The organism is Bacteroidota bacterium, assembly GCA_018831055.1.
Lineage (GTDB): Bacteria > Bacteroidota > Bacteroidia > Bacteroidales > B18-G4 > M55B132.
The window spans coordinates 1-20,650 of sequence record JAHJRE010000021.1 but is presented as its reverse complement, the minus strand read 5'-3'; the positions used below and the strand labels follow the sequence as shown (position 1 = coordinate 20,650).

General features: G+C 43.0%; 11 protein-coding genes. 10 read left to right on the top strand and 1 reads right to left on the bottom strand.

Going from position 1 to position 20,650, the window contains the following annotated elements; genetic code table 11:
- From KKA81_01600 to KKA81_01565, 8 genes are all read left to right on the top strand, one after another.
- Positions 1 to 1,988 (top strand): choice-of-anchor J domain-containing protein (locus KKA81_01600; protein ID MBU2649603.1); only part of this gene is annotated, 1,988 nt, incomplete at its 5' end.
- 50 nt (positions 1,989 to 2,038) lie between these two features.
- On the top strand, positions 2,039 to 2,818 hold the full coding sequence (locus KKA81_01595) for a DUF481 domain-containing protein (protein MBU2649602.1): 780 nt from the start codon (positions 2,039 to 2,041) through the stop codon (positions 2,816 to 2,818).
- Between the two features lie 47 nt (positions 2,819 to 2,865).
- Positions 2,866 to 5,904 (top strand): ATP-binding protein, encoded by a 3,039-nt coding sequence (locus tag KKA81_01590; GenBank protein ID MBU2649601.1) that lies wholly within the window; start codon positions 2,866 to 2,868, stop codon positions 5,902 to 5,904.
- A 3-nt stretch (positions 5,905 to 5,907) separates the two neighbouring features.
- Positions 5,908 to 6,885, top strand: a complete 978-nt coding sequence (locus tag KKA81_01585; protein MBU2649600.1) for a mechanosensitive ion channel family protein — start codon at positions 5,908 to 5,910, stop codon at positions 6,883 to 6,885.
- An 89-nt stretch (positions 6,886 to 6,974) separates the two neighbouring features.
- Positions 6,975 to 8,699, top strand: a complete 1,725-nt coding sequence (locus tag KKA81_01580; protein ID MBU2649599.1) for a hypothetical protein — start codon at positions 6,975 to 6,977, stop codon at positions 8,697 to 8,699.
- Positions 8,683 to 14,595: a carboxypeptidase regulatory-like domain-containing protein gene (locus KKA81_01575; protein MBU2649598.1), complete on the top strand. Its 5,913-nt coding sequence runs from the start codon at positions 8,683 to 8,685 to the stop codon at positions 14,593 to 14,595. The genes KKA81_01580 and KKA81_01575 overlap by 17 nt, the downstream gene beginning before the upstream one ends.
- A gap of 83 nt (positions 14,596 to 14,678) precedes the next feature.
- Positions 14,679 to 16,745 (top strand): hypothetical protein, encoded by a 2,067-nt coding sequence (locus KKA81_01570; protein ID MBU2649597.1) that lies wholly within the window; start codon positions 14,679 to 14,681, stop codon positions 16,743 to 16,745.
- Between the two features lie 106 nt (positions 16,746 to 16,851).
- Complete coding sequence (locus KKA81_01565; protein MBU2649596.1) at positions 16,852 to 18,525, top strand: AMP-binding protein; 1,674 nt, start codon at positions 16,852 to 16,854, stop codon at positions 18,523 to 18,525.
- Positions 18,526 to 18,537: 12 nt separating this feature from the next.
- Here KKA81_01565 and KKA81_01560 read toward each other — a convergent pair whose 3' ends face one another.
- A complete protein-coding gene (locus tag KKA81_01560) occupies positions 18,538 to 19,722 on the bottom strand; it encodes a hypothetical protein (GenBank protein ID MBU2649595.1) in 1,185 nt (394 codons plus the stop codon).
- 92 nt (positions 19,723 to 19,814) lie between these two features.
- Here KKA81_01560 and KKA81_01555 point away from each other — a divergent pair, with 92 nt between their 5' ends.
- Both KKA81_01555 and KKA81_01550 read left to right on the top strand, forming a co-directional pair.
- Entirely contained in the window at positions 19,815 to 20,450 is a 636-nt protein-coding gene (locus KKA81_01555) for a hypothetical protein (GenBank protein MBU2649594.1), read from the top strand.
- The coding region (locus tag KKA81_01550; GenBank protein ID MBU2649593.1) for a hypothetical protein at positions 20,447 to 20,650 on the top strand (204 nt) is incomplete at its 3' end. The genes KKA81_01555 and KKA81_01550, both read left to right, overlap by 4 nt.

The following is a 20,650-nucleotide window of genomic DNA, read 5'->3' as shown; positions in this document are numbered from 1 at the left end:
GTTGTACAATTGAATCGTTTACAACCATGGAAGACCTGGATGAGTTTCCATTGAGTGAAGATTATGAAAGTTACTCCCGTCCGGATCAGCCGGATAACTGGACTACAGAATACTCTTCTTCGGCGGAATGGTTTGTTACAGATATTGTAGGGCGTAATTCAAATAACTGTTTGCAGTGTTCCGATACGGTTTCCAATACTCCTCTTTCAGCGTATTACTGTGATATGGATTCCTGGATCTTTACCGGACCTCTTGAACTTAAAGCCGGTATGCAATACAATATGTCTTTTTATTACCGTGTATTTAGTGGAACCAGTGCAACCGAAAGCCTTGCTATTATGATCGGAACAGAGGCTAATTCAGCTTCCATGACAAATACTTTATTTAATAATGCAAGCATAACAACCAGTTCATGGACCCAAGGTACAGGATCTTTTACTCCTTCTTCTGATGGCTATTATTATGTTGGTTTTCATGCCTATTCTACAAATGGGTTAGGTATTTTTATTGATGATTTTGAATTCGGATCAAATTTTTCCTCATGGCTTGGATCTACAAATAATTCCTGGGGTACATCAGGAAACTGGAATAATGGCCTACCGGGTTCATCAACAAATGTGATTATTTCCTCAGATGCTGTGAATTTCCCGACAATCACCTCCGGAAGTAATACTGTTCAGAATATCATTATACAAAGCGGTGCCTCATTAATTGGAGCTGAGTATCTCTCTGTTAGCGGGACCTCATTTATGCAACGCAACATCACCGCTTACACCGGCAACTCCGATGGCTGGCATATCATTTCCCCGCCTACCGATAATATGCTTATCGACGGGTCGGATTTTGAACCGGGAGAAACCTCTCCCAACCTCGATGATCTGTATATCTGGCAGGAATCTTCCGATTACTGGATGAATTTTAAGGCCGGAGCTTTCACGGAAATGGACAAAGGCACCGGTTACCTCTATGCCGTGGAAACAACGGCAACCAAAGACTTTACCGGGACTTTCAACGATGAAAACGTGGTTATTTCCAACCTTTCCTATACGCCTTCTGCTTATTATACGGGCTGGCACATGATAGGAAACCCCTTCCAGTCACCTGTGACCTGGAATAACGGAAGTTGGTCGCTGAACAATGTGGAAGCCGTTGCCAAAATTCTCAAACCCGATGGTACCGGCTATACAGATGTATCTTCCAGTGGAACCATCGCTGCCAACCAGGGTTTCTTTATCCGTGTGACCGGGGCAGCCAACGGGCTTACCATTCCTCTTTCCGCCAGAACTCATACTTCGGCAACGTTTTATAAGAATGATCCTGCCAATACGATAACCATGAAGGCTTATATGGATGAAAACCGGTATTTCGAATCGAATTTCATCCTTAAACAGGGTGCTACAACAGGCTTTGATGAGGCTTACGACGGACACCACCTGGGTTGGGCTGTATTCGCCGATATGTATTCGGTTTACGAAAACGATATGCTCTCCACCAACCACATCCCCTTCCCCGGTAACGACCCGGTCATTGTTCCGCTTCACCTCAGGGCTTACCAGGATATGAGCCTCACTATGAAAACCGAAGGCCTTGAAAACCTTGACCCGGGCGTGGATGTCTTCCTGGAAGACCACCTGACAGGAAGTATGATCAGTCTCAGGGAAATTGCTTCATACCCCTTTATGTCATCAGCTAACGATGATCCCGGTCGCTTCGTGCTGCACTTTAAAACTGCGGCTGGAGTCAAGGATATTCCGGATTCACGGAAAATCACTTCCTATATTGCCAATGCTAACCTCTATATCCACTTTGGCGAAAGGGTAAACGGCACTCTGATCATCAGCAATGCCGGCGGAAAGGAAGTAATTAGAAATGAAATCCGAAACATGGATCAAATTATTCTTCCGGCTGATTTTGGAGCCGGATTGTATCTGATTTCCCTGGTAACACAGGAATCCGTCAGTACCGGAAAGGTTGTTGTTACCCGTTAAGACCTTGGGTATTAATTCAGGTTTCTTTACTTTTACGGTAAAAACCGTCTATGTACCATCTTTTAAGGATCTTCCTGTTCTTGGTGCCATTGGCTTCCTTTGCCCAGATAAACACCGAAGTTTACCGAAAAGATTATGTTAACCTGGGTTGGATATTCAGCCTGGATGCAACTTTCGAATATAGTACCGGTAACACCGAAGAACTGTCCAGTGAAAATATACTCAGAATTGATCATAACGGCCTAAAACAGGATTATTTTACCGTTGTTGAATATGAATTCAAGACAGCAAACCAGGAAAAGACAAAAAATAAAGCTTTCATTCATTTCCGTTATATCAGGGATATCTCTAAATGGTTCTTTTGGGAGGCTTTTGCTCAGGCCCAATACGATGAATTCCTTCTTTTAAACCACCGTTATCTTATTGGAACCGGTGGAAGATTTGATCTTGCCTCCATCCTGGCCCCGGGTAAGGATAAAGAAACCAGAAAATTTGATGCTTTTTACGGCCTGGGTGCCATGTGGGAAACAGAGCAGTATAACCTGGAAGACAGCGATCCTGTTTTTAACCTTGTTAGAATAACTTCATATCTTTCTCTGAGTTATAAACCTTCTGAGACCTTCCGCATCTCCGTTGTCAGTTATTACCAGCCGGAAATATCAGAATGGGCTGACTATAGAAGCCGGTCGAATCTTGAATTGGAGATTAAAATTTTGAAAAAACTTTATTTTATTTCAAAATATGATCTTCTCTATCGCAGCCGGCCCGTTGGTAATACATTGAGAACGGATTTTGAAATTAAGAACGGCATACGTGTGAGATTACCATAACGCTGATTATTTATTGTAACTTTAGATCCGGTTTTAATGAGACACTCATGAATATCCAGGATTTTGAAAAATCCTTCCTTCCGGCGCTCTCCCGGTCTGCCAGGGATACATTTTCCGCTCATGTGGAGAGTTTAATAGATGAACGATGGCTTTGGTTTGAAAAGTTCCGGAAAATATTGACAGATGCACGATCGGAACTTGGGAAAGCAGCCAGTACCGTAACCAATATTCAAGCATACGGTGCCGAACTTCAACGTCTTCTTGAAAACTGTGAGGAGTTATTGGCAGAACCAGGATCTATTCCCGGCAATCCTTTTGGTGAACTTACCGAAAGGTTTGCAAGGCTAACAGAACAGATTATTCCTGATAAAGAAACTCTTGCAGAACAACCTCTTTCCAGAAGCTTCTGGAAAAGAAAACCGGAAGATAATTTTCTTGTCAGGCTTAAAAAATCCAGGTATTCACTTAAATACAGTGTCTGCAATCTTTTCAGGAAAAAAGAGCGGAGATATTATGGAAGACAATCGTTGAATGCAACTTCACTTCTCACACATTATACAGTGCAGCCCTTACTGAATAAAGCCCTGCTACTCGAAAGGGAAGTAATGCATGCATTTGCTAAACAATTACAGGAATATCACTCTTTATTCGAAAAACAACTCCTCTCCCTGACAGGGAAAGAAATATTGGATATCGATAAAGGTTTGATCAATAAGGATAGACTGGTTCAAAATATTGAGGAAGGGGAAAAATGGCTGGATAACCTGCTCAGTGGAAAATCCCGGGAACAATGGAAAGATTATCTGGTATCGGAGTTCGAAAAGTATGCCGGTGAACGGATCGAGCAATCGAAGCAAATAATTGTAACAGCAGGAACTCCTCTGCTTCCTGGGAAAAAATTCTCTGCTTCCCTCAATGCTTCGAATCATAAGGAGCTTATGCACAGTCTGGATACTCTTACCAAACAATGGCAATTGTTTTTCAGGGGAGAAATATCCGATTGGTTAAAAGACCTGGAAATGCTCATGCTTCAGGTGCAGATAATCAATATTGATCACCTCACCAAAAAGGCAATCCTGGATAAGTATAGTACGCAATTACTCCCGAAAACGGATAAAGCCATTTCATTGTTATCGGGCTCCTTAACTCATCTGAAAAGCCTGATCAATGAAAATGAGGATAATATCAAACAACATATCCTCAAAGAAAACCGGTCTATGATCCGGGATCTCAGGAAGGTTCATATTCCTGAAGTAATTGATGCTTTTGACCAGACACAGATCCTTAAGAAACTCGAAAGCTTCAGGTCAAGGATTCGATATCGCATGGATGGCTTATCGGAACACTATTCTATCGTTGAAAGCTCCGACCCCGACACCTTTCATCCCAAAATGACCGTTTCCGGTATTGATCTTAAAAGCATTATACTGCCTGAATTCTACCAGCCCTTTGAATCCAGGTTTTTTCGATTTCAGGATGATATAGAACAAAAAATATCTGGTTTGCTGCGTGACCTCTCTGAAATAAGTCTGGTAATAGAAGTAAATCTTGAATCTGCCCTCGAAGCTCTTCATGAAGACGATCAAAAGAAGATGCGCACTGATGCCAACCAGGTAGTGATAGAAGGCCTTGAACGTTCTGAAAACCTGATGAAAAATATTCGCCAGGAAATGCAATCCCTGGCAACACAGGTAAACGGGGAACTTACCTCTCTCACTGTGCAATTGCTGTCTGATGTCAGGGAACTGGCAGATAACGACAAGATCATGAACCTGAGATTCCGCCTGGCCAAGGTGGGTACCTTTGCCGGAATACACAGGATGGGTCAGGGAATTGCGAATATCTTCCGCCTTTACATAATGCCTGTGATCCGTTGGTTTGCTTCCAATGTCCTTATGGTTCGTACAGGATATTCCCATATCAAACGCCTGACAGGATTGGAAAGTGCCTCTGAGGAAAATCGCCGGGCCTTGCACCGCCTACTATATACTTCGCGCTCAAGAATAGAAAAATTGCCTTTTGTCTATCAGCGCCTCTTCCGGCTGGAACCTCTCAAAGATGAGCGCCTTTTTTCTGCCCGTGATGACAGACTGGAAGAACTGACAGAAACCATTTCAAATTGGCGAAAAGGAGAGTACTCAAATACAGTAGTCATAGGAGAAAAAGGAAGTGGAAGAACATCACTGATCAACATCCTGGTTAACAGATCTTTCAGGGCTTATAGTGTGCACCGCCTGGATCTCTTTAGATCTGCTCTGGACGAAAAAACCTTTACAGGACAATTGATAGAAGTATTCAGATTAAAAGGTATTACCACCCAGGAAGAACTTAAAGATGCCCTGACAAGTCTTGAAAAACCGGTTGTATGTGTCGTCGAAAATCTGCATAATCTCTATTTAAGAACCGTTGATGGTTTCAGCCTCCTGGAAAAATTCCTCCTCCTGATGTCAGCTACTCAAAAGAAGGTTTTCTGGATCACCACATGCGGCACCTATGGATGGAATTATCTGGATAAGGTAATACGTATAAGTCGCTATTTTGAAAATATTGTTAGCCTTAGCGACTTAAACAACAAAACATTACGGGAAGTTATCCTGAAACGGCACCGTCTGAGCGGATATAATCTTCATTACCTGCCTTCCGTTGAAACCAGACAAAACAGAAAATTCAGAAGGCTGAAAGATGAGAAGCAAAAACAGAATTATTTAAGTGACTTGTATTTCAGTCAATTAAATGCATTGGCAGGTGGTAATATTTCTATTGCTTTCCTTCTATGGCAGTTATCCATTAAAGATTTTAAGAATGATAAACTGTTTATTAACGACAAAATTGAATTTGCAACAGGCTTACTCAACCTGCTTCCACAGGATGAAGTCTTTACCCTGGGTGCACTCATGGAGCATGAAGTGTTAACTGAAGACCAACATGCCCGGATCTTTAATATGGATGGAGAAACCAGCCTCCTGATTCTGGGAAGTATGCTTAATCGCGGTCTCCTGGTTAAAACAGGAAGCGGTTATCACATTCATTTACTTTTGTATAAGGAAGTTGTACGATTACTGACCGATAAAAATATAATTCACTAACCCATGAAAAGGTTCCTCATAATAACAGCCATCCTGGCTTATCTGATCCTTGGTAACGGAACGGTATGGATGACCTTTTCCCAGGAAGTGACTTCTCCTTCAAAAGAGCTGATTAACCTGGCAGATACCCTGGTTAAAAATGAACCAAGCGTAAAAAAAACAGATTCAGCTTTAGCTAAAATAGCAGGAACTACCTGGAAGATCACTTTTGAAAAGGTCTTCTGGTCGTTTCTCGTTTTTCTGGTTTTCCTGTTCCTGTTAAGGTATATCGCTCGCTTCCTGGAAAAAGTGGGAGAAACAAGAACCCGCTACAGGCATACCATAAAAGGGATAATTCCGGTGATAAGAATTTTGGGTTGGACTCTGGGCTTTTACATCATTATCGCCAATATTATTGCTCCCCCAATTGCTACTTTGCTGGCCATTCTGGCTTCTGCCGGTATTGCAGTAGGATTTGCCGCCCAGGATATTCTTAAAAACATATTTGGAGGCATACTCATCGTCTTCGACAGACCTTTCCAGGTGGGCGACAAAATCGAGGTCGGCAAGTATTACGGAGAGGTGATCGATATCGGTCTCAGAACAGTCAGGATAGTAACACCGGATGATTCCGTAGTTACAATTCCCAATAACGAAATTGTCAATACTTCTGTTTCAAATGCTAATAACGGGGAATCCAACTGCCAGGTTGTGGCAGAACTTTATCTTCCCCCGGATATTGATATTGTTAAAGTCAGAAAGATTGCAACCCTTTCCGCCGCAGTCTCCCGTTACGTTTATCTGAATAAACCTATAGTTGTTATCTTTAAGAATGAGATTAGTGAAGGCCGTTCTTTGCTTAAAATGAGGCTTAAAGCTTATGTCCTGGATGTCCGTTATGAATTTCCTTTTATGAGTGAAATGACAGAAACCGTTATCCGGGAACTTCTGCAGCAGGGTGTTGTGAAAAAGGAGGATCTGAAATATAACGTTCATTCCTGAGATCATCCTCCCGGAATGTTTTCTTTCGCATTTTTTCGTATATTGTAATCGCTATTATTATAGATTTTCAGATCATTTAAACCATATTTGTGAATCAAAATAGGATTAAGGAAAGCAATGCTTTCCAACCCTTTCCTGCCTTATATCTGGTCATAATGCTTTTATTGCTGACCGGTCAGATTCTGCATTGCCAGGACATTGAAAATATTTCAAAGCAGGATCCTTTGAAAATTAAAGGCTCCCTTAAAGCCGAAGCAGTCTTCTATGATGTAAACGGTCGGAAAGCAAATCGTGAACCGTTTTCCTGGGTCATTTCAGGCGATCCTACTCTTTCGGTTTACGGGATCGATATCCCCTTGAATTTTATGTTTACCGAACAGCAGCGTAGCTTCCGGCAACCTCTAAACCGGTTTGGAATCAGTCCGAAGTATAAATGGGTGCAGGTGTATCTGGGTTACAACAGCCTGAACTATTCAAAGTACACCCTGGCAGGCCATCGCTTCAGTGGTGCGGGTTTCGAATTGACTCCGGGCAATTTTCGCCTGGGTTTTGTGTATGGCCGTTTTAAAAAGGCTGTGAAAGAAGATCAACAGAACAATAACGGTGGCATATTCCAAAGCCTTTCCTATAAGAGAACCGGCTATGCCATGAAAGTCGGTTATGGTAACAGCAATAACTATATTGACCTCATCCTGCTTAAAGCCAAAGATGATGCCGGATCCCTGGATAGCGTCCCCGTCGGTCAGAACCTCACTCCCGGTGAAAATGCCGTGCTTGGCCTGATCACTCACCAAAAATTTGCCAAATACTGGTCGTTTGACCTGGAAGCCGCTCAAAGCATTTACACACCGGATACCCGTGTTGGCGGATCCCCGGAAGATAAAAATGGATGGATGAAAACCTTTGGCTTCCTGATGAATGAAAAAGCCAATACATACTCGAGCTCAGCCGTCGACGCCTCCCTGGAATACCAACGGGATCTCTGGGGAGCAAAAATCCAGTATAACAGGATAGCTCCCGGTTATCAGTCCATGGGAGCTTATTATTTTCTCGCCGACCTGAGAAACATTACTATAGAGCCCAACGTGAAATTATGGAAGAAAAAGGTTAATGTGAATGCAAGCCTCGGCTTTCAACGGGATAACCTGGATGATGATAAATCTGCCCAGACAAACAGAACCATCGGATCCGTCAACATCTCCGCCCTGCCGGTCCAAAATTACCAGATTAATGCATTTTACTCCAACTACAGTATGGGGCAGAAATCAGGTGTTGCCGAACTCGACAGCCTGTCTGAAGTTAGACAGACTACCCATAACGCCGGTCTTAATCAAACCTATACCATAACAGGTGAATCCAAAGTGCATAATATCATCCTGGGATTGAATTACCAGAAACTGAACGATAAAAATGAGTATACGGCAAAGTTTACCGATTATCATTCTATGGTGATCAATGCCAATTATATTATCAGCTTTATCCCCTGGGTCATGAACCTTATGGCGGGATTCAACAGCAGCACTTTCGATATTGGAGACATCAAAACAGCGGTCTGGGGACCGGTACTAACCCTTAGCAAAGGCTTTTTCCGCAATACGCTTAACCTGAGTCTGACGGAATCTTTAACACAAACCCGCCTCAAAGGAGATCCCTTCCTCATGACAAACCGCCTTTCATTTCGCGCCTCCTATAAAGTAAAAAAACATCATCAGCTCTCTGTCAGGCTTTCTGTTCACGGAAATAAAGGCCTCGACAAAGGTGCCGATACTTATACTGAAATCTTAGGAAAAATAGGATATGCATATAAATTTTAACAAATCATGGAATACAGGATGGCTCATAATTATGGTCGCCGTCCTGCTGGCTGCAATGCCTTCGAAAACCGGATTTTCACAGGTCAGCGTTACAACTGTGATCACTCCTCCCTTTGACAAACCCCTCGATGAGCTGGCCAACCAAACTGTGCTTACTCTGGTGGCGGTTGATTATATGGGCAATATCTATCTCACCATGAAAATTGAAGGTGATAACGGGATAATGATCAAAACACCGGAAGGTATGCAGACAGAATATTTTGCGCTCGAAAGCAGTGTTCCGCTCACCTTAACGGGTAGCGATCTTGATGATGTTTTCAGCACCGGAAAACTTAGTTTCACGGGGATAACTGCTACGGAGGCTTATTCAACCGGACTTCCGGCCGGGAACTACAGTATCTGTTTCCGGGCCTGGAGCGCTTTTGGCGATCCTGTCTCCCCTGAGACCGGTGGATGCACAAGTTTTACTATCCTTCCACCTCCTGTCAATATTACCCTTTCAACCCAGGTCACACCTCCTTATCCCTGGTTCCTGGATGAGCTGGCGGATAAAACCATGGTGACCCTTTTTTCAACCGGAAATCAACAGGTAATGCTCAGTATGCATCTCTCCGGAAATAATGGTGTCGATATCCGCACTAAACAAGGATTTAATCCGGGTGAATATATCGATCTTACGGCCAATGTCCCTCATATTGCAACCGGTATGGACCTTTATCCTTATTTCCAGGCCGGCGCCCTCGTGTTTTCAGGAATTTCCGGTAAAGAAGTCATTAATCGCGGATTGCCGGAAGGTCGCTATAAATTATGCTTTCGGGCAATGGATACTGATGGAGAAGAACTCACTCCTCCCGAACCTTCAGGATGCAGCCAGACTTTTGAGATCAGAGATCTCGATCCTCCTTCAATAATAGGTCCGGTTTGCGGTTCTACCATCCCCTATGCCGATGTGCCCACTTTTCTTTTTAACTGGACACCCTCTCCGGGCGCACCTGCCTGGACAGAATATACACTAAAAATTGCGGAAATGCCCGATCCGGACATGAACCCTGCCGAAGCAATGGCAGGTGCCACCGATCCGGCTTTCTTCGAAGAAACAGTCCAGTCTACTTCGTTTTTCTATGGCCCCGGGCAACCCATCCTGGAAAAAGGTCAACATTACGCCTTTATGATCATCGCCTCTGATCCTGAATCTGCCACTCGATTTAAAAACAGCGGACAAAGCGAAGTTTGCTCATTTAGATTCGGCAAGGAAGGCATAGCTTTCATCGATCCAGGGCTTAACATTGCCGGAAATCTATACCTTGTCTCTCCGAATGTGTTTCCCGGTTTGCTCTTTGCCCCGGCTTCCATCTCCGGTAAAATCAAATATTTCCATCATAATATTATTGATTTGCAGGGAAACCCCCTGAAAAATACCAATCTCACCTTTACTGTACAGTACATCCTGGAAGATATCAACCAAAATAAAAAAATCCTCCTTACTTCCGGGGATATTTCTCAAAGCAACATACCACAGGAATACCTTACAATAGAACCCGGAAGGGTTTTATCCACAACCCTTACAGACGATCAAGGCCGGTTTGAGACGGTATTCCTCCTGCCTGATTCCCTGGGATTGGTTACCCGGGACCTGAATGTAAAGATCGGATATGGGGATGTTGGTGCCAGGACTTACTTCGGAAGCCTTATCCGTGTGATCCGGGTTATCGTCGAAAATCCATATATGCTGAGTCCGGAAAAAGACCTCATCGTAGAACCTAACGGTTCACTGGATAATGTTTCCCTCGTCACGTTTGCCCGCGATTATGGCATCAATGTTACCATCGATCCGGTTGTTACGGGACCGGGTATGGAACAGTTCTTTCAGAATATGGGTGAAAATCTTGCAGGAATAAATGTATTCCTCTATCGTAGTAATTTTCAGTCGAACGGAAAGCCGGAAACCGAAGGAATACCGGATATGAACCTTGAAGCACCCTCATTCCCCTTTAAAAAGCTCGTTGCAGCCGGCATAACTGACGAAAACGGAAAATGCAACTTCAAAGCCTTGCTTAAAGCAAAAGGTCTCAACCCGGGAAGCTATTACCTCTATGCTGAATCGGATAAAAACTCTTCTATGTATTTCGAGAGCTTCCTGGTTGTAACCGGTGTTAAACAGATACTCCAGGAAAACAATATGTTTTATACCGGTGACTATCAGGTGTTTTCAGGAGGATATGAATATGAAGAATATTCTACTACTTTAAGCCTTATGCCAAAGCCTCCGAGGGTTTTTGGGAATGTTTTAAAAGGTGGACAAAGCTTGCAGCCGCTTGATGGCGCTAAGGTTGAGTTGCTAAATCTGGCACTGTTGTTTCCCATCGTGGAACAGGAAAAAATTACTGCCAACGGTGGAAAATATATGTTCAAGGATATTGTTGTTGCCGCTGATGGCTCCGGTAACCTGAAACCTATGCCCCGTGTGGTGAAAGCATCAAAGCAAGGCTATGAAGAAGATAAGGAAACCGTTCTTGACGGTGCTACCCTGAAAATGGGACAACAGGCAAAAATGCGGGATCTGGTATTGCAACTTCCCGGTATTGTAAAAGGTAAGATAACCGATGAACAGGGCGGTGGTATTTCTGCCTATGTGTATTTTGTTAACGGTGAAGGAGTCCAGGCAAATCCCATGGCCATCAATATGCAGACAAACCAGTGGTTTCCTGCCGGTTTCACACTGCGGTCACCCCTGGGATACCAGCAACTCGTTGTCGAGGGTGGTGATGCTTACTTCTCCGAATCCTATGGTATTCAGGTGATGAAAGGTGAACAAACCATGCAGCCCGATCCCATTGTCCTGAAGAAAAAACAACATCGCGTGGAAGTACTTGTCAGGGAAGGACCCCAGCCTGTCCCTGGTATGTTCTTTAATGCGGCAGCTCATCCTGTTATTCCGGAGGCAACGGTAAGGATTAAAAACCGGACAACCGATAAACAAACCGATAACCAGGGAAAAGCCAGGTTTGAGTTTGGAGGTAATCCCCAGAACGACCAGTTTACTATCGAAGTGGAAGGCCCGGAAGGTAAGTATTATCAGGACCTGTCGTATCCTGTTTTCAATGCCCAGTTTAGTAAAAATTACAACAATATTACCGTATATCTGACCAAAGCGTCCTTTGTTTCAGGATATGTTCGTTTTGAGGGCCAGCCTGTTGAGAGTGCTACCGTTAGGCTGGATCAGCAAGGCGGGAAAGTGATATCGGCTAAAACCGATGCCCAGGGTTTCTATAAACTCACCAATATTCCAATCGGAAATGGTTTTCGTTTTATAGCCTCAAAACCGGGCTATATCAGCCAGGCTGTTGATAACGTTGAGGTTCCTGCTTCCGGTAAGACTGGCCTGGATTTTGAACTGGGTAGCGATCAAACTATGGATCTTACAAGCCTTCTCGGTTTTGAGGTGGAAGTCGATACTCTGATCAAAGCAGGCACTGGAGCGAAGATAAGCGGACGCATTGTTAATATTCCTGGGAATAACCATTTTTCGCTTTCCGGTACAGATAATTCAGTGGCTTTCTTTGACCTTAGCGTGAGTCCGCACCCCAGTCAGACCGGCCCCTCCGGCAAACCGCTGATGAAACCTTCGGGGCTTCCTTTTGCCCTGACAGGTAAAAGAGAGATCCTGGTTAACAATACCTTTCCTGCCATTACGCGGACCCTGAGACTTACCGACCCCGGCCAAAACGGAAAAGGTATGATAACCGCTAAAGTTGTCCTGCTTCATGGGGATTGCTTCCTGGATAATGCAGTATCTTTTACTCAGGATTCGGTTTACCTTGCAGATGGATCGGGAAAAGCACTGAATATTAATGTTTTCAGTGCTGATGGAAGTTCTTTTTCAGGAACGGATATTCCCCTGTGTAACCGGAAAAGTGCTGATATAGGATTACAACTTTATGGGTTTGATGTTACAGGTATGAAAACCCAATCAGTGATCCGTAACCAGGAAGCCTACTTTAAGGGAGTGCTTCATACTGATCTGCAAAATACCATACCGGCCGACCTAAAGATCTTCCTGGGTGAAGTGAAGATCGATAAATTAAAGGTCCACCCTGCCTATGGCAATACATCGCGTACCTTTGATCTGGAAAAGTGGAAGCTTACTGCCGATAATTGGGGACTGAACCAAAGCGGATTGTATTTTGGGAGCGGAACCATTAAAACACATATGGTGAGCATTCCATTTACGATATTGAAAGTCATTCCGGGTCAGTCGGGACAAAAAGATAAACTGACAGGTGGGAATTTCCAGCTTGATGAAATCAGCCTCGAAAACATTACAAACGTTACCCTTAGCGGAAACAAAAGCTTTTATTACGATAACCTGACTAAACACTGGAGGTTTGTTGCATCACCTTTGCAGGGGGAAACAACCTGCGGATACATTCCCTCCTTGCTTTATATGGATCCCAACGACAGGATCAACATTAATTCCATTATCCTGGCCAGTGATGGCTCCGGAAATATTAACCTTGCAGGAAATACTGTGACTTTATCCGGGATAACTACATTCAAACCCGCTAATATTTTGATTTCCCCGAATAAACTAAGCTTTTCGGGATCACTGGATGTAAATATTCCTAAGATACCTCTGCAAAGCATTACCTTGAATTATACACGTGCAAATAATCTGGTAAGCATGAATCATACAACGTTCAATCTTGCTTTCCTGACCAATGGGGTGCAATTGAATTTGAATTCGGGTTCCAATGCGTTTTCCCAGGATGGATTCATCGCAACAGGTACCTTGTCGGAACCGCAGAAATACAGCATGAATGTTAAATTGCTGCATAAAAAGGCAAAAACAGAAATTCTGATGACCGATAATGAGTTTAATATTGATGCAGCCGGGAAACGGAAATTGACTAATACTCAGGGTGAGATGCATGTAATTAATAACCAGTGGTCGAATTTCTTGTTTTCCGGCGATCTCACCGGCACCAATGGCATGAATGGAAGGCTGGAGTTAGAGATCATCGGTGATATTGTGGCCAGTGGTCAGTCTGTACAGTTAAACAATATATCCACTCCGTTTGGAAATCTGACACTTACATATGATTTTCCGAATAAACGATTTTATGGTAATTTAACAGTCGATAATAAATTAGGAGAGTCATCGGACAAGATAGTTTCGGAAGGACTGGCGGAAGTACTCATTGATGGGGATGGCTGGTACTTTGTTGCCGGAGGTCACCTGGATGTCTCAGAAAGCCCGCTCATTAAAGGGGCTAAAATGGCGATGTTATTCGGTTCCTATCCCAATATCCATGCAACTCCTGCAATCTCCAATGTTTTTAATACCTATTCATTTCATCAGAAGGTTCCTGATCCCATTCAAAATGGTATAGAAGGTTTTTATACCGACGGGAGGATCACTTTCGGACTGCCCATCCCTGATATTGATGTTAATATGATTGTAGCCCATGGAAAATTAAAAATAAGGGTATATGCAGGAATGAATATGGGAATGAACTTTTCCGGTCCTGCTAACCATTATCATTTCGGCAGTAACTTAACCTGTGAAGCGAATGCAGAGGCTGGTGTATCGGCACTTTTTGGATGCGTGGCAGGTTCTCTTGGTCTTAAATCTACCTTCTCTATCGATGGCGACTATTATTCCAACGGCGACTGGAGCCTGACCGGAAACTGGACAAACCATATGACGGGTAAGATCAAGGTTGGTGGCGGTGTATGCTGCAAATCCGACTGCTCCTCCTGTAAATGTTGCTGCGGGGTTTGTTCCTGTAGTGCCCATTCTGAATCGGCAAGTGCCGATTTTAACCTTAAAGTGACTATTGACCGTTCCGGATTCGAAGTTTGTGCAGATACACCATTGGGTGATGCTTGTTATTAAAATGTTTGATTTGAAAAGATATAATGTTATGAAACCCACATGTTTTACAATCACAAATACAACAATTGTAAAATAATTAACATGTGAGTTCCATCATACTTATTAAAATAGATTTTGTTATGATGAAATATCCCATTTTGAAAATATCCCTGACTGTAGCCGCCCTGTTGTGGCTTACCGGTATTTATGCCCAGCAACCTGGAGAAGATGGAGCCTTTGGCGGTTCAAAAGGTGTTTATGTCTACCTGGGCCCCGAAATGGTTAGCCCTTCGAAACCCTGGAACGATATCGTGGCATACCGGGTATTTAGAACAACGGCAAATAGCGATAATTGGAAACTATTACAGGAGGTTAAAGCCCCCTCCGGTTCTGATGAATTCAGGAAACGCCTGGATAAGGCAATTAATGAAATGCCCTATCCTATAGATCGTGAAGATCTGCCGGCAGAGGTAATCTGGAACTATGTCCAGCAAACAGATAGCCTTCAGCAAGCCTGGGAATGGATTTCCTGGCTGCCCGTAAGACTCGCCCTGGGTTTGTATTACTTCGATAATACCGCTGTAAAGGAAACAATGTACCGCTATAAAATCCAATATCCGGATGCATTCAACAATGTCCTGCACGAATTTGAATATTCCCCAACCCAATTTCCTGCAATACCCGGATTCGGAAAAGTATTCTTTAAAGAGGCTTCTTATACATCTGGGGGCCTCGAACTGTCATGGGAAATGGAGAACCCGAAGCAACTTACCTGGTGCGAACTTCAGCGCAGGGAAACAATCGATGGTCCATTCAGGCCGGTTCAGGCCACCGTGACTTTTTTCCCCGAAGATGACAGGGCTTTGATATATACACTCGATCCGGGAGCAAAAGCAGATCATTTCTACGCTTATCGTATCGTTCCGGTCGACTATTTCGGTAACCGCGGAAACCATTCTGAAGAGGTTAAAACCGGAGCTTACGACTTTTTCCTGGAAGTCAATCTGCCCGATAGCATGGCTGCCACTTCTTCTTCAAATCCGCCAGGGATACTACTTTCCTGGAACATGCAAACAAATACCCTGGTTAATGCAATACGTATTTTTAGGTCAGATTCTTACGACGGCGATTACAGTGAACTTACCACCCTGAATCAGGGGTATGGCTCCTTCCTGGATGCAAATGTGGAACCCATGAAACCCTATTTCTATTACTTCCAATTGTTAGGCTATGATGGGGAGCTTTCACCGCGTTCTGCGAGGTTTACAGGTATATTCAGAGCTGATATCCCTACCTCTCCTCCACAGATTGCCCGTGCCTATGTTAACAATATGAAACCCTCCCTGGATCTTCTTCCTTCCGATGATCAAACCGGCGGTTTCCTGGTCTATAGAAGAAATCATACAGAAATGAAATGGATTTTAATTTCCGGTCTGTTACCAGTCCAAAACCCTTTTACTGTTTTTTATGATTCTGATGATAATCTTGACCCTGCCGGATTTTATGATTACGCTGTTTCAGCAGTAAGTGTTGGTAACCAGGAAAGTGAACTTTCAGAATATGTGACCATCAGACCTGGCGGAGAATTAGTTGTTCCGGCTGTTCATGCCCTGGAGTGCCAAATGAATGGAAAATTTATCATGATTACCTGGGGTATTCCGTCATCATCAAATATTCAGGGATTCCTGGTATATAGAAAATCATCCGAAACAAAGGAAAATCTTGCTGTCAATGAATTTATCCTGTTATCTGATGAATTATTGGCTGTACCGGTGAACCGTTTCAACGATACTTCCGTTGTTGCAGGAAATACATATGAATATGCAATAGAAACCGTAGACGTTTTTGGCAATAAAAGTGAAAAAGTCTCTACAACGATTGCGTTTTCATCTGAAAAAATGATTCCGGCCCCACAACTATTGGTCATACGCAAGAGCGGAGGTTTCCTTATTCAATGGTCGCCTTGTTATCCGGAAAATGTTCAAAAAGTAATCATCCAAAGAGCGGAATCAGGAAAGAAAGCTGTTACCATCGCAGACATCCCGGCTGCATCAGCCTGCGAATGGTTAGATGAAAATGTAGCCAAAGGAAAAACATTTACTTATTCACTGTGGTTTGAGCAAAGCAATGGAGATAAAGTACAAAGCAATAAAGCAACTGTAAGGCATTGATTATTAACGTAAAAAATTTGAACTTTTTCATTTTTTTGTTGTTTGATGTTAGGTAGGTGATATTTATCCCTACCTTTGTTTTCTTTATTTTCATATAGATATTTATATGATTCCATTAAATATAAGGGATGCGGTAAAGCTCAGTTCTTTGCATCATTCAGCCAGACCGGCACTCTCCTTCGTGGATGGAGAACCTTTCACCTACGGTAAGATGCTTGAGGAAATTATCCGTTTATCATTGCTACTCAAGAAAAGCGGGATACAGAAGGGCGATAAGGTTGCCATTCTCAGCAGGAATTGTCCGCAATGGGGTATTTCATACCTTGCCACTGTGTTCACGGGTGCCGTAGTCGTCCCGATCCTACCGGATTTCAACAAGGTTGAAGTTTCCAATATTCTCCGGCATTCTGAAGCAAAATTAGTTTTTGTTTCCGATTCACTTGTTCAGAATGTGGATTTTGAGAACATTGCAGGATTGGATTTTCTGTATGACATCTTTTCATTTTCTCTTATTAATAGCAAGGATAAGTCCTGGAAACAACCGGAATCAGAAAAAGATTTTACGGTAAATAGCGGGCTTGACCTGGAGTTAATCCTTGGAAATGTTCATGAGGATGACCTTGCGGCAATTATATATACATCAGGAACTACCGGTTCTTCAAAGGGTGTTATGCTTTCTCATAAGAATATCATGTCTAACGTGATTGCTTCATCTTATGTTCAAATGTTGTATCCCGAAGACCGTCTGTTGTCGCTTTTACCTTTGTCCCACACTTATGAGTGTACTATAGGTTTTATGCTCCCATTGACACACGGGTCAGCAATATATTATCTCGATGGGCCACCTGTTGCAGGTGTTCTGGTCCCTGCCTTACAAAAGATCAGACCTACCATTATCCTCAGTGTGCCACTGATCATTGAGAAAATTTACCGGGCAAAGATTGCCCCGAAGTTTAAAAAAGGTATTATGAAAAACCTTGTTAAAGTGGCTTTGTTAAGAAAGCTGTTTTACAGGATTGCCGGCCGTAAACTCATGAAAACCTTTGGCGGTAAACTTCACTTCTTTGGCATTGGTGGTGCATTGCTTGATGCTGAGGTTGAAAAATTCTTGTTTGAAGCCCGTTTCCCTTATGCAATCGGATATGGCCTTACTGAAACTGCACCCTTACTTGCAGGTGCTGATCCTAAAGAAACCCGATACCGTTCCACAGGAAAAGCTTTGGTTGGGCAACAATTGAAACTGGGTAATATAAACCCGGAAACCGGGATAGGAGAGATCCTTGCAAAAGGCGACAATGTGATGATGGGATACTACAAGGATGAAGCAATGACCCGCAAAAGCTTTACGGAAGATGGTTGGTTCCGGACCGGAGACCTCGCTTACGTCGACGAAAAAGGATATTTCTTTATTAGGGGCAGAAGCAAAAATGTAATCCTTGGATCAAGCGGGGAAAATATCTATCCTGAAGATATCGAATCTGTCATTAACCGTCATCACCTGGTACTCGAATCAGTTGTTTATGAACTGAAAGGTAAACTGGTGGCAAAAATCCACCTGAACTACGAAGAAGTGGAAAATACATACAACAAACTGAAACTTTCAGCACAAACAATGCAACAGGATGTTAAAAGCTATATCCAGGATGTGCTGGAAGAAATAAAAAGAAATGTTAACAGTGAAGTAAATAAATTGTCAAGGCTTAACCTGGTTATTGAACAACCAATTCCTTTTGACAAAACCCCCACCATGAAAATCAAAAAATACCTCTATACTTCCTGAGTGGTTGCGATATCAGGGTAATTTCCTCATCCTTTCTACCGGTATGCTCCGGTCGAACATATACCTGTAAGTGTGGTGTATTTTATAAATTTTCCCGCCTATTTGTTCTACATTTTTAATCATCGTAGGGTTAAAATCCCCTATCCAGTTCATTTCCAGGTCAGTATAATGAAAGCCGGGTTTAAAGGCTTCCTTTTCAAAGGCTAATACCAGGCCGGCTTCTACTCCTTTTCCCTGAAATCTGGGTATAACCCCAAAGATCTTGCCCATGATCCGCGTAACTTTTTTCCGGACTTTCAGCAGGTATAAAAGTCTTAATTTGTTGATAAGGTGAAATTTCCCGTGAAATTTTTTCAGGATTTGTGAAATATCGGGGAGCATAATGAAAAAGGCTATCGGTTCTCCCTGATGATAGCCAAAATAAATGAGCCGTTCATCGGCAATGGGCTTAATTTCTTTCATCAGGGCCATGGCCTGGAATTTTTTCATTTTGCTTACCCCGGGAAACCTCCCCCAGGCCTGATTATATATTTCCAGGAAATCATTTGCATACTTTTCAAAGTTATTTTTCCGGATCATTTCAAAGGAATAATCAGGATTCGACAGGATTCTCCTGCCTTTTTCAATCACAATATCGGCCATTCCCTCCGGTTCAATTTTCCGGTGATAGGTAAACTGCCTGAAGTATAACTCAAATCCGTAATCTTCAAAAAATCTTTGATAATATGGGTAATTATAGGGCATATTGTATAAAGGCTCTGTAAATCCTTCAACAAGACAACCCCAGAACGTGTCGCGCTCACCGAAGTTTACAGGTCCGTCCATTGCTTCCATCCCATGAGAACCCAGCCAATTTTTACAGGCATCAAATAGCATTTCTGCCGCTTCCTTGTCGTTGATGCAGTCGAAAAATCCCATTCCGCCTGTAGGATGCTTTTGCTTGAAAGAATTGTCATCATAAAATGCCGCTACCCTGCCTGCTACTACTCCGTTCCTGTCTTCCAATATCCACCGGATGGCATTGCCTTTTCGGAACTTTTTGTTAAACCCCGGATCAAATATCTTCTCAATGTCACTGTCAATTGGCCTTGACCATTGTCTGTCAGACTTGTACAAACTCACAGGTAGCTTTAAAAATGCCTTCCTGCTGGTTTTATCGTTTACTTCTGTAAGTCTGTACGGACCTCTTCTCTCCATTTTATTGCGCTTTTCAGTAAAATTAATAAATCATACGGAATTAAACTCCTTTATCGTGAAGAAGATGTAATTTTGTAATGAGACCCTAATTTATGAGAATTGCGAAAATTCAGCTAAATCACCAGCACTTCGAACTCCATCCCTACCGTGCCGTATATTGGGTTGAAGAAGATACGTTATTAATAGCCGACTTAAAGGTTGTTGAAAAAGAACCGAATAAAAAGCTTTCTTCCGTTTCCATTCAGGCAATAGAGAGAAAATATTCCAGGCTATATGAGCTTACTGCCTATTTTCATCCCAGAGCTGTCTGTTTTCTGGGGGAAGCCGCATGCCAGGATCATAATTTTGAATGGGTCAGATTGCAGATTTACAGGAAAAAGTTTCCCGATACAGAAATGGTGGTGATTAATGATAGTCGAATTGCAGATGAAAAACTCAACGGCATCTCTCTTATGCAGAGCCTCCTTATTGAACCATTTTTTATTTCTCATAAACCCATGCCAACCCTTAACGGCACGGTGAATATTTGCGGATATACCAATCCGGGATTTAAAGTGAATAGCAAAAATGCAGTATTCAGGAAAAGAGCTTGTTTTCTTTCTTCCCTAAACCGATTGACCCTTCCTGCATTTGATACTTGTGCATCCTTGAATTTTATCACCCCTGCCGATAATGATACTGTTTACACTATCCTTGAACAAAATGTGAGAAAATACAGGAAATCATGACGCAGGGACTGGGATTCTGGTTACTGGGATACTGGATACTGGGATTCTGGATACTGGGATTCTGGGATACTGGGATTCTGGGATACTGGGTTACTGGGATACTGGGTTACTGGGTTACTGGGGCCCTGGGATTCTGGGTTACTAAGTACTTGCTCTCTACTTCTTTACGCTTACCCCCCCCAGCCCCCAGCCCCCCAGCC

Bases quoted from the DNA above. Each gene is read 5' to 3' on its own strand.
- KKA81_01595 (MBU2649602.1), top strand. From the start codon at position 2,039: ATGTACCATCTTTTAAGGATCTTCCTGTTCTTGGTGCCATTGGCTTCC.
- KKA81_01590 (MBU2649601.1), top strand. From the start codon at position 2,866: ATGAATATCCAGGATTTTGAAAAATCCTTCCTTCCGGCGCTCTCCCGG.
- KKA81_01585 (MBU2649600.1), top strand. From the start codon at position 5,908: ATGAAAAGGTTCCTCATAATAACAGCCATCCTGGCTTATCTGATCCTT.
- KKA81_01575 (MBU2649598.1), top strand. From the start codon at position 8,683: ATGCATATAAATTTTAACAAATCATGGAATACAGGATGGCTCATAATT.
- KKA81_01565 (MBU2649596.1), top strand. From the start codon at position 16,852: ATGATTCCATTAAATATAAGGGATGCGGTAAAGCTCAGTTCTTTGCAT.
- KKA81_01560 (MBU2649595.1), bottom strand. From the start codon at position 19,722: ATGGAGAGAAGAGGTCCGTACAGACTTACAGAAGTAAACGATAAAACC.
- KKA81_01555 (MBU2649594.1), top strand. From the start codon at position 19,815: ATGAGAATTGCGAAAATTCAGCTAAATCACCAGCACTTCGAACTCCAT.